An 11,439-nucleotide genomic window follows, 5' to 3' on the forward strand; every position below is an offset into this window, starting at 1 on the left:
CCCGCGCCCCCGGGGCCCGCGGCGCGCGCCCCCCCCCCCGCGCGGGGGGCGCGGCCGCCCCCAGGACCCGTGCCAGGGCGTGTCACCGAAGTCCCGCCTGCCTCGCGGCGTCCGGCCGGACGACGGGACTTTCGCAACACGCCCTAGGAGCGGGGGCCGCCGAACTTCAGCAGTCCCTCGCGGCGGCCGAACCGCACGGCGAGGACGCCGGCCGTGACGAGGACGACGGCGCCGATGCCGGAGAACAGCGCGATCTGGCTGCCGGTGGAGGCGAGACCACCGGTGGGCGAGGTCCCGCCGGAGGCGGAGCCTCCGCCGGTGCTGCCGCCGGTGCCGCCGCCACCGTCAACGCCGCCGGTGTCCGCGCCACCGGTGACGCCGGACGTGTCGCCAGGGGAGCCGTCGGTCGGTTCGTCGGAGGGACCGTCCGTGGGTTCGTCGGACGGGCCGTCCGACGGGGAGTCGGTCGGGCTCGCCGACGGGGACTCGGAGGAGGGCTCGGGGACGGTGAAGTCCACGGCGCCCACGGCGCCCACGCCGGTGCAGTCCGGGCTGTAGTCCCATCGGGTCTGCCCGGCCACCGCGTCGTCCGGCACGGTCAGTGCGGGCCAGGTCACCGTCCCGTCCGCGTCGGCGGTGGCGTCGGGGAACGCGGTGTCGTCGTGGAAGAGGGCCATCGCGTACCCGGTCGCGGGCGCGCATCCGCGGATGACGACCTCGACGGTCTGGCCGCGCTGCAACTCGGGGTTGTACGGCAGCAGTCGGCCGGTCGCGTCGTGCATCTCGTACCTCGGCGACTGCACGGTCACCTGGAAGGACTCGGACTCCGAGGCGCCCCACTTCGTGGTGTCGGCCGGGGTGAAGCGGGCGGTGACGGCGTGCTGTCCCACGGGCAGGTCCGACGTCTTCAGCTCGGCCTTCCCGCCGGTGACGGTGGCCTGCCCCAGTGTCGTCCCGCCCTCCAGGAAGGTGACGGAGCCGGCCGCCTCGGCCGGGGACATGGTCGCGGTGAGCGTCGTCTCCTGGTGGGGCTCGATCACGGAGGGGGCGGCGGTCAGCGTGGTTTGGGTGGCCTTCGCGCCCTCGCCGGCCACCCAGGTGTCACCGGTGACCGTGATCTTCTGGGTCCAGTAGTTGCCGTCGGGGTGCGCGCCGCCGAAGTCGTCGAGGCAGACCAGTCGGAGTTCGTAGGTGCCGTCGGAGGTGAAGACCTCCGACGGGTTCTTGAGCCCCAGGTCCGGGTTGTCCGCCGCTGCCAGCGAGGCCGTTTTCGCCGCGTCGTACGGTGAGGCGCTCGTGATCGAGGCCATCATGGTGTCCGCGCCGCCGTCCGGCTTCGCCACCGCGAGGCTGAGGGTGTAGTTGATGGGGATCGCCTCGACCACGTTGCCGTTCTCGTCCTTGACCTCGTAGTCGGGACACGCGGCCGGCGTCGAGAGGGACGGGCCGAACGGTTCCGCGTCGCTGAACCTGCCGCTGCTGGAGGCGAAGGTGAACTCCCCCATGGACGACGCCGCCCGGGCGGGCTGGGACTGGGTCATGACCGCGGCCACGAGGCCCAGGGCGACCAGGGCGCAGGCGGCCACGACGGCACCCGCTCTTCGGAATGGTTTGAGCACTGTCACAGCGATGCCCCCGGGGGACGGTTGACGGATTGACGGATGACGGATGACGGAATGGCGCGGACAGCGCGTGGGGCCGGGCACCTGGTAGGTGCCCGGCCGTCACGCGGGGATCAGACGACGATCACGGGTTACCGCTCGCCCGTGACGGTGGTGACACCGCAGTTGGACACCGTGCCGAAGCCGTAGCTGGAGATGGTGGTGCCGGAGGCGCAGACCTTCGAGCCCGAGCCGACGAAGGTCTGGGCGATGACCGTGTTGGTGAGCCGGGCGGTCGGGACGACGTTGTAGACGTCGCGGAGGAAGCCCGCGTCGAAGGCCGTGTTCAGTGCGAGCGCGGCGCCCGAACCCGTGGTGGGGGTCGTGCCGTTGATGTTGCGCAGACGCGACTCGCCGCGCCGGTTCGGGACGTCCGAGAAGCCCTTGCCCTGGGCGATCCACTGGGCGATCGAGTACGGCATGAGCTGGTTGCCGTTGGCGATGGCCACGCCGTTGTGCTCCTGGATGGTCTGGTCGACGCAGGAGCCGACCTGCGACTCGGTGATCCCGATGGCCGCCAGCCAGAAGGTCCGGGTGCCCGAGCCGGACTGCGGCAGCAGCGGCTTCGCGTTCGGGAACTCGGTGGAGTTGCACTGGTAGATCGCGGCCAGCTGCGCCTTCGTCAGGTTCGTCGGCAGCGTGCTGCCCAGGTCGGTGGCGTAGGTGACACCGTCCTTGGCGTACGGGATGAAGGTGAGGTCCGTGGTGCTGGTGTCCGCCGGGCCACGGGACGAGCGGGCGAAGTCGATGCAGTTGGTGCCGGCGGTGAGGTCGGCGTTGAGCGCGTTGATGCCGGCCGAGGAGCCGTCCGGGCGGGCGACGCTGTCACAGCCGGTCGCCCTGGTCTTCACGGAGGCGGTGCCGGTGGCGTTCCACGAGGCGATGATCTTGCCGTTGGCGTTCGTGACGGCGTCGCCGATGCCGTTCATGACGTACTGCGTGGTGTCCGAACCGACACCCGCCAGCTGACGGTAGTCAGTGATCGGGTTCGGGTCCGCCGAAGCCGGAGTGGCCAGGATGCCGAGACCGAGAGCCGCGACACCGAAAGCAGCGCCGACCTTGGCGCGAGACTTGACGTTCACTTCTGAACCCCTTGTTTTCTGGATTTCGAAGGATGGACGTTCAAGCAAAATCCGGATCTTTTTTCTGCCGACCCGTCGGTCGACCACCGCATACAATTCCAGGGTCTCCCCGCCATGACCAGCCAATTCCCCGTGAGGGAAAGGTTACGGGCAGGCTTCCTAGGTGTCTCCTAGGGAGTCCGGCGCCGCGCGAAATGCAGCATTATCGGCCCCGAGAGTCCGGCTGCACCGCCCACGAAAAGAGCCGTGAGAAGGACCCAGCGAACAATTCCGAGAATCTCTCCCGGAGTGAATCCGACCTTCGCTTCCGCGATATTCCGCCGGGGCGTCGGGGACGGTGGCGCGGAGCCGTTCACGGCGGCGGCGGACTCCGTCGCCGACGGACCGGCGCCGGCGCCGCCCGGTCCGCCCGGTCCGCCCGTTCCGCCCGCGGCCGCGCCGCCGGTGTCCGCGCCGCCGGAGGTCCCTCCGTCGCCGGCCCCCGGGGCGAGCCCCCCGGTGTCGCCCGCGCCGGACCCGTCCGACGGGGGACCGCCGGCGCTCCGGCCGCGCTCCAGGGCGTCGGCCGCGGTCTCGGCCTGCTCGCGCTGCCGGGTCGGCAACGGCGCGTAGCCGGGGGGAAGCTGCCCCGCCGACAGGCCGGGCGTCTGACCCTGTCCCGCGACGTACCTGATGAACTCCGCGTACGCCTTGCGGGCCTTCGCGTCCTGGTTCACCGAGGCCGCGGCGTAGGCCACGGCCGTCAGCGGGTACGCCTGCCCCTTGGCCCGCGACGGATCGGGCGTGAGCACCGTGGGGTCACCGGAGGCCGGCCGCATGGTCGCGACGTCGGCCGCCAGGGTGTCGGCCGTGGGCTTCACGAACTGCCCGCCCGCGTTGCGCAGGGCCGCGGTCGTCAGCCCGTACCGTTCCGCCGACGCGGTGTCGACGATCGCCATCACGGCGCGCTGACCCGACATGGGCGCGTCGTTGATGAGTTTGGCCGGTGACTGGGTGGTCTCCCCGGGCTGCCACTGGATGGTCCGGTTGTTGTTGCCCCGCCGGGTCCGCACCGCCCCGTCGTGGAGGTCGGCGGTGAACGGGTCCAGGTCGGTGATCGTGTAGTCGAGCGGGGGCGTTCCGTTGCCCAGGGCCGGCGTGGTCGTCGGGTCCACCTTGGGGTAGTCGGTCAGTGAGGTGTCCGTGGCCAGTTTCAGTTTCTGGAAGTAGGAATTCACCCGCATACCCCAGGGGTCCTTCGTACCGGAGAGGAAGTCGCGGGCGTCCTTGTCCGACTGGAGCCAGTTCCAGACGACGCGCGTGGTGTCGGAGGTCTGGAGGGGCACCATCAGGCTTCTCAGCTGGCGGCCGCTCAGTTCGGGGAAATCCGGATTCAGGTCCTTGAATTCCGGGTCCTCGGTGAGGGATGCGCTGTTCCCGTTCACATGGTCGGGGGTGGCGCCCAGTGTCACGTCGTCCACGTAGGAGTGGGTGAGCATCTTCGCCACGAGCCGTGGAGTCAGTCTCATTCCCTGCACCACTCCGGAGGGGCCCTCGATGAAGAACGCGATCGCCAGCCCGGACACCGCCACCGGCGCGTGCACGACCTCGGGTCCGTCCTCCGGCCGGGCGACCGGGTCGACGGTGAAGCCCAGCAGGGGGGAGTCGTCCGACGTGCCCAGGACCTGGTTCCTGGCCTCCTCCTCCCCGCCCTGGGTGAAGGCGAACGTGCTTCCCGTGGACGAGCACAGTTTCGGCTGCCACGAGGTGACGGCGTCCGTGACCAGTTCGGAGCCGGCCGTGGGCCGTTCCGGCTGGCCCTGCGGGCAGTAGTCCTCGCTCGGCAGGAAGTCCAGCCGGACGACCATGCGCTGGGCCCAGTTCGTCGCCGACAGCGGTGAGCTGGTGAGGTTGTGGGAGCGGCTGCCGCCCGGGTCCAGGACGTTCGTACCGTCGGCGTCGTGGGTGCCGCGCGGCACGATCACCAGCCAGCACGACCGTGGGGCGGGCGTGCCGCCGGCGGGCGCCGTGTTCACGCCGCATCCGAGGTGGGGTGCCTCCAGCGCGTCCTGCACCTCGAAGGTCACCTCGCCCCTGCCGTCGGCGAACGTACGGTTGGCGACCTGCTCGTTGGTGTCCAGCGGACCGAAGTAGGTCGGGTCCTTGACGGACGTGGTCGGCGGGAGACCACCGACGGGCTTGAAGGGGACGAACGCGTTCGCGCCGGTGTACTGCGTCTCGCCCGGGTCGGCGGCGTACGACCCGCTCTGCGTGTCGACCCCCCGCGACGTGGTGAAGTAGCCCGGGACCACGGCGTCGCTCGTGTCCGTGGCTCCGAGGACGCACTGCTCGCGGGTGGGGCCGGCCGGGTCGTCGCCCCAGCACTGCATGATCTGAAGGTAGTTGTACGCGAAGTTGCCCGCGGACGTCGGCGCCCCGCCCTCCCAGCCGATCCGTACGCCCTGCGAGCGCAGGTTCCTCGTCTGGTGGACGGTCACCTTCAGCCGGGAGAAGTCGTCGTTCGCGCCCTTCCGCCCCGTCACCGTCACCGCGGAGTCCTCCGCCGTCCCGTCCGCCGCCGCGGCGGACGTCGTGGCCGGCGGAAGCGGGAGCAGGGCCAGTACGAGCGCGGCCAGCAGGGCGCTCACGGCGGCGACGACACGGCGCCTGGACCGGATCGCGGCGGTCACGCCGAACCCTCCCTGCGGCGCGCGCGGTTGGTCATCATGCGCCCGATCAGGGGTGGCCCGACGACGACGCCGATCAGGAGCACGGCCGACAGGACCATCAGCGCGGTGCGCAGCCCGAGGGCGTCGCCGGTACCGAGGGCGACCGGACTGGCGGCGACCGAGGTGTCGCCGGTGCCGCCGCCGGCATCGAGGACCTGCCCGGTGTCGGGGTCGACGACGGTCCCTGCCGTCGTCCCGCCCGTACCGCCCGTCGTGCCGCTGCCGCCGGTGGTGGCCGCCCCCGTCGAGCCCGTCGAGCCCGAGCCGCCCGTGGAGCCCGAGCCGCCCGTCGTACCGGAGCCGCCGGACGTGCCCGAGCCGCCGGACGTGCCGGAGCCGCCCGCGGCCGAGCCGCCGCCGGAGGTGCCCGAGCCGCTCGGCGAGGTGGACTGCTTGGCGCCCCCGGTGCCGGTGGCGCACTGGTCCGAGCCCTTGCGGTCGCACGCGGCGGGGTACGGGGCGTTCTTGGCCAGGAGGTTCTTCCCGTCACTGGAGAACGTCGGGTTGTTGCAGTTCTTGATGTCGATGTTCTCCGTCACGGCGCCGGGGATCCTGCGCACCTGTTCCATGGCCGCCTGCACGAGGTTGATGGGCAGCGGCGAGTAGCCGAGCCGGTCGGCCAGCTGCTGGCCCTCGCAGAGGAAGTAGTTGTCGAACGCGCTCAGCGTGACGCCCTTGGCCTTGGTGAAGCCCATCTCCTCCCTGGTCGGGACGATCATGTAGCTGTAGCTCGACAGCGGATAGGTGCGCCGGTCGCCGTACGTGTAGACCCCGTCCAGGTTCTGGGTGAGGTAGTTCGCGGAGCGGGAGTCGTCGTTGATCCGCGCCTGGGTCAGGGCGACGGCCACGCTGGAGGCGGTCGGCTCGACGTAGTAGCCGGACTTGTTGAGGACCTTGACCACCGGGAAGCCCGCGTTCCGGGCGTACGAGTACTCGACGTAGGTGATGGCGCCCTCGGCCTGGGGCTGCTTGGTGTAGCCCGCGACGCCGAGCGAGCCGGACTGGGCGACGAAGCCCGAGCCGGGGATGTTCGGGAAGTACGAGGTCAGACCGCAGGGTGTGGGCTTGCCCGCCCGACGGCAGTAGTCGTTCCACAGGGAGCCGTGCTGCTTGGACATCCACAGGGTGAACTGCGCGGTGGTGCCGGAGCCGTCGGAGCGGATGACCGGGACGATCCTGCGGGCCGGCAGGGCCAGCTTGGGGTTGTCCGCCTTGATCTCCGGCGCGTTCCACATCGTGAGCCTGCCGGTGAAGATCTTGGTGAGGACGTCGCCCGACAGCCGCAGGTTCGTGACCCGGTTGCCCCCGATCTTCAGGTTGTACATGAACGACGTACCGCCCGCCACGATCGGCATGTAGGCGTACTTGCGCTGCGGCGGGGTGTCCGTCGTCCCGAACTCCTTGAGGCCGTACGGGATCTCGGACACGCCGAAGTCGGAGGTGCCGTTGGCGAACTGGGTACGGCCGACCGACGAGCCCACCGACGCGTAGTTCACCGTCATGCCCTGCTGGCGTACGTTGCGCCGCCACTGCTCGATGGCGTTGGCGCTCCAGGTCGAGCCGGAACCGCTGATCTTCACGTAGGTGACCGCGAAGGCGCCTGGCGGATGGACGGCCATGACCGCGCAGACGAGCGCGACGACCAGCGCCAGCGCCTGGTACACGCGCAGGCCGCGCGGACGACGGACGGGTGCGGATATCACGGGGTGCTCCTCGTCGATGCGGGACTGGTCGAGGCGGGACCGGCCGGTGTCCGGCCGGTGGTCGCGTACGTGGCGAAGCGGCGCGCGTCACGGCGGGACGCCCTGACCCTGCGGTGTTCCTGACGGCGGGTCAGCTTGCCCGGCCCGCGGCCGCCGACGACCCGGGCCGCGACGAACAGGACCAGCACCAGCGTCAGAAGCACCGCCGCGGTGCCGAAGCCACGGGCGATGTAGGTGGGTTCGGGGGACTCGACGAGCTTGAAGGCCGCCAGCGGCAGCGACACCATCGGGTCGTGGAGCGGATCGGTGTTGAGCTCCTGGGTGAACCCCGCGGTCAGCAGGACCGGCGAGGTCTCGCCCACACCACGTGCGGTGCCCAGGATGACGGCCGTGGTCAGCCCGGACCGCGTGGTCGGGAGCACCACGTGCCACACCGTGCGCCACCGCGAGGTGCCGAGCGCGTACGACGCCTCCCGCAGCGTGCCGGGGACCAGCCGGATCACCACGTCCGCCGCGCGGATGATGATCGGCAGCATCATCACGGAGATCGCGAGCGCGGCGGCGAGGCCGGACTGGCCGAAGCCGAGGCTCAGGATGAACGTCGCGTAGATGAACAGTCCGGCCACGATGGACGGCAACGCCGTCATCGCCTCGACGATGGTGCGGACGAACCGGCTGAAGCCGCCCGGGACCTCGTTCAGGAAGACCGCGCACACCAGCCCGGTCGGTATGCAGATCAGCAGGGCGATGGAGATCTGCCACAGCGTGCCGACGATGGCGTGCGAGATGCCACCGACGCTGAGCGGTTCGAGCGGGCCCGCGTCGGCCATCGACCGGGTGTAGAAGTTCAGGTGCGGCAGCGCCTCGCGTCCCTCGTACAGGGTGTAGACGACGACGAAAGCCAGCACGGTCAGCATCACCAGACCGAGGCTCTGGACGATCACGGCGGCCACCCGGTCACGGACCGCGGGACCGTCCTCGTCGAAGGAGACCAGCAGCGCGTACACACCGATGAAGAGCGCGTAGGCGATCACGACGAACCCCAGCGCGCCGTTGAAGGGCAGCAGCCGGTCGAAGATCAGCCAGGTCAGGGCGAGGGACGCGGCCGCGGCGCCGAGCAGGGCGTACACGTCGGTGGCGCGCAGCGTGGAGAGGTTCCGGCGCGGGTCTCCGCGCGTCGCGCCGCCGCCGGGCCGGCGGACGGGCACGTGGGTGGACGGCGCCGGGAACGACCCCCTCGGCGGTGCCGTGGGGTCCGGGCCGGTCCCCGGCCCCTGGTCGCCGGGCGGGCTCTGTGGAGCGGTGACGGTCATCGGGCTCGGTCTCCTCAGGAGTCGCTCGTCGCGCCGGAACGGCTGCGGGCGACGATCGACGAAGCGGCGAAATTGACGACGAGGGTCATCAGGAAGAGCGCGAGGCCCGCGGCCATCAGCGCCGACATGCCCAGGGGGCTCGCCTCGCCGTAGCGCAGCGCGATCAGGGACGAGACCGAGCTGGTGCCGTTCTGCAGGATGTGCGGCTGGATCACGAACACCGGCGAGATGATCAGGTACACGGCGATGGTCTCGCCGAGCGCCCGGCCCAGGCCCAGCATGGTGCCGCCGATCATGCCGCCCTTGCCGAAGGGCAGGACGACGCTGCGGATCATGCCCCAGCGGTTCGCGCCGAGCGCGTACGCGCCCTCCCGTTCGCCGACCGGGGCCTGCGAGAAGACCTCCCGCACCACCGAGCAGACGATCGGCGCGACCATCAGGGACACGACCATGCCCGCGATGAAGGTGGAGGAGGTGTAGACGGTCGCGGTGGCGAGCGGGTCCTTCGGATCGGCGCCGTCGACCTTGAAGAGGGGGATCCAGCCGAAGTACGCCGAGATCCAGCGGGACACGGTGACCACGTGTCCCTGGAAGAAGAACAGGCCCCACAGGCCGTAGACGACCGACGGCACGGCCGCCATCAGGTCCACCACGCTGATGAGGGTCTGCCGGATCCGCGGCGGCGCGTACTCGGAGATGTAGAGCGCGGTGCCGAGCGCCAGCGGTACGGCGAACACGATGGCGACCATGGCGATCAGCAGTGTCCCGACGAGAACCGCCGCGATGCCGAAGTTCCCGCCTTCGGGCTCCCACGCCTCGGTGGTGACGAAGCCCCACTTCGCGACCGACAGCGCCTGCCAGGCCCGGTAGGTCAGGAAACCGCCGACGAGCAGCATGATGGCGAGGACCAGCCCGCCGCCGCCGCGCAGCACGCCTCTGAACACGCGGTCGGGCACCCCCCGGTCGGGGTGCAGACGTCTCGGGGGGTCGTCCGCCGGAGCCACAGATCGCTCGAAGATTCGCGTCGTCACATGGGACGACACTCCTGACGCGTGATGGACGCCCGCACACACGAACGTGAACGAGGCGCCCCCGAGGGGCAACTTCCGATATTGACGTGAACGCGGCGACGGATGGACACGTGAGGGGCCGGGACCCGTCCACGGGACGGGCCCCGGCCCCTCATGCGCGCTGTCGTTCCGTCAGCCCCGCCGGCTCATTCGGCGTCGTCCCACGGAATCACCCCACCCGATCCGAGCCCGGCCAGAAGGGCCCGGAACCGTTCGTAGGCCGCCTGACACGTCGAGTGCCGCTCATAGGCACGCGAGGACACCGCCACGGCGCCGCCCGCGTGGTCACGCAGCCGCCAGACCCAGCCGCTGCCCTCCGCGGTGTGGTGCACCGCGCCGGGTAATTCCGCGATGTCGGCGCACAGCCGCTCGAACGCGGCACGGCACTCCCCGTAGTTCCGGTAAGTCCTCGCGGCGACGGCGATCACCCGCCCGTTCGTGGCGGTGAGCCGCCACGAGTACGCGCCATCCGCTCCTATGTCTATTTGACAGCGCGTGCCTGGCACGGCTGCGCCCCCCATTCTTGACGCCATCCATCCCCACTCCTGTCTCCCCACATCAGGAAGCCGCATGAGTCGGCGCTGCTGCGTCGGTCGTGCGGCACACGCAGATTAGTGAGGCCAAAGAGAAACTTGATCCACACGTGGAACATGTTTCATGTGAAGGTTGCCCCTCGTTCACGCGGCAGACCACCAGGTCGCCTGGAGCACGCGGACTTCGCGAACAGCCCGGCGAGACGCCCTCCCTGGGCTGCCGGCCCGCCCGGCGCACCCCCGGGCGGGCGGTGCGTGAAAGTGGCCGCCAGGTCCGCTGAAATTCGAATCGAATTTCCCCTTCGGTTTTCCGCGGAATCGCCTCACCAGATATTCGCACGCATTCTCTTCGTGAGGAAAAAGAGGCCCGTTCCACCCCCATGCGAAAGCATTCCGAAATCGCCCGGCGCCGAGTACGCTGCACACGTCAATTCAGGCCTGCCGGTGCGAAATTGACAGGCCGCGGCATTCACATTGGGGAATTCTCATGCGCATGAGCTCAGCTGTCGCCGCCGCGTGTGGCGTCATCGCCCTGTCCGCCCTCAGCGTTCCGGCTGCGCACGCGGACGAGAGGTTCGGCGACACCGACATCACCGGCGTGGTCGTCGACCACGGCGCCCCCGTCGTCGTCGGCACCGGCGCGAGAACCGTCACCGTGGAGGTCACCGCGACCGACCCCGCCGGTCTCCAGCAGGTCGACGCCACGCTCTACCACGGCTCCTTCGCCGCCCCGGACAGCACCGTGGCCTCGACGGGGGCCTGCGGTCCGACGGCCGCCGCCACGACCACTTGCGCCCTGACCTTCACCCTGACCCCCGGCACCGCCCCGGCCGACGACTCGCTGGCCGGCGAGTGGCATGTCAGCGCCTACGCGATCGCCCCCGACAGCGACGCCGTGTTCCTGGACAGCGCGGCCACCGTCAGCGTGCTGCGCGACAGCCAGGTGTCCGTCGCCACCAGCCCCGCGCGGGTACGGCGGGGCCGTGACCTGACCGTCACGGGCGGCGTGCGGAACGCGGACTGGGCGACCGGCGCGTCCGTCGGCACCGAGGCCGGCCGGCCCGTGGCCCTCCAGTTCCGCCCGAAGGGCAGCGGCACGTACTGCACGCTCAAGACCGTGCGGACCGCCGCCGGCGGCACCCTGTCCACGACCGTCCGCGCCGGCGCGGACGGTTACTACCGCTGGTCCTACGCCGGTACCGCCGACACGGCGGCCGCGGTCTCCGCGGGCGCCTTCGTCGACGTGGTGGGCTGACCCCCGGACGAGGGGGGGGGGGGGGGGGCGCGCCCCCCCCCGCCCCCCCCCCGCCCCCCCCCCCCGGGCGGCGCGCCGCCCCCGCCCCACCCACACAGAGCCCCCCCGCGCGGG

General features: G+C 71.0%; 8 protein-coding genes. 1 reads left to right on the forward strand and 7 read right to left on the reverse strand.

The features are described 5' to 3' along the window. Nucleotides 1–143 precede the first annotated feature (143 nt). The 7 genes from ACFV2J_RS14540 to ACFV2J_RS14570 all read right to left on the reverse strand — a co-directional run bounded on the left by ACFV2J_RS14540 (nucleotide 144) and on the right by ACFV2J_RS14570 (nucleotide 9,965). Nucleotides 144–1,586, reverse strand: a complete 1,443-nt coding sequence (locus ACFV2J_RS14540) for an Ig-like domain-containing protein (protein ID WP_385438826.1) — start codon at nucleotides 1,584–1,586, stop codon at nucleotides 144–146. Between the two features lie 167 nt (nucleotides 1,587–1,753). Then, complete coding sequence (locus tag ACFV2J_RS14545) at nucleotides 1,754–2,743, reverse strand: hypothetical protein (protein WP_385091129.1); 990 nt, start codon at nucleotides 2,741–2,743, stop codon at nucleotides 1,754–1,756. A gap of 170 nt (nucleotides 2,744–2,913) precedes the next feature. Next, nucleotides 2,914–5,412 (reverse strand): hypothetical protein, encoded by a 2,499-nt coding sequence (locus tag ACFV2J_RS14550; RefSeq protein WP_385091126.1) that lies wholly within the window; start codon nucleotides 5,410–5,412, stop codon nucleotides 2,914–2,916. After that, complete coding sequence (pstS, locus tag ACFV2J_RS14555) at nucleotides 5,409–7,154, reverse strand: phosphate ABC transporter substrate-binding protein PstS (RefSeq protein WP_385091124.1); 1,746 nt, start codon at nucleotides 7,152–7,154, stop codon at nucleotides 5,409–5,411. Before pstS ends, ACFV2J_RS14550 begins: the two co-directional genes overlap by 4 nt. After that, a complete protein-coding gene (pstA, locus tag ACFV2J_RS14560; RefSeq protein ID WP_385091120.1) occupies nucleotides 7,151–8,467 on the reverse strand; it encodes a phosphate ABC transporter permease PstA in 1,317 nt (438 codons plus the stop codon). Before pstA ends, pstS begins: the two co-directional genes overlap by 4 nt. A 14-nt stretch (nucleotides 8,468–8,481) precedes the next feature. Continuing rightward, nucleotides 8,482–9,411 (reverse strand): phosphate ABC transporter permease subunit PstC, encoded by a 930-nt coding sequence (gene pstC / locus ACFV2J_RS14565; RefSeq protein ID WP_385091117.1) that lies wholly within the window; start codon nucleotides 9,409–9,411, stop codon nucleotides 8,482–8,484. 272 nt (nucleotides 9,412–9,683) lie between these two features. Then, nucleotides 9,684–9,965 carry a hypothetical protein gene (locus ACFV2J_RS14570; RefSeq protein ID WP_381930943.1) on the reverse strand — a complete coding sequence of 94 codons (282 nt, stop codon included), beginning with the start codon at nucleotides 9,963–9,965 and terminating at the stop codon, nucleotides 9,684–9,686. 598 nt (nucleotides 9,966–10,563) lie between these two features. On the opposite strand from ACFV2J_RS14570, the gene ACFV2J_RS14575 reads away from it, so the two are divergent. Then, complete coding sequence (locus tag ACFV2J_RS14575; RefSeq protein WP_385438833.1) at nucleotides 10,564–11,325, forward strand: calcium-binding protein; 762 nt, start codon at nucleotides 10,564–10,566, stop codon at nucleotides 11,323–11,325. The last annotated feature ends 114 nt before the right edge of the window (nucleotides 11,326–11,439 follow it).

It is taken from the genome of Streptomyces sp. NPDC059668, from assembly GCF_042734135.1.
Classification (GTDB): Bacteria; Actinomycetota; Actinomycetes; order Streptomycetales; family Streptomycetaceae; genus Streptomyces.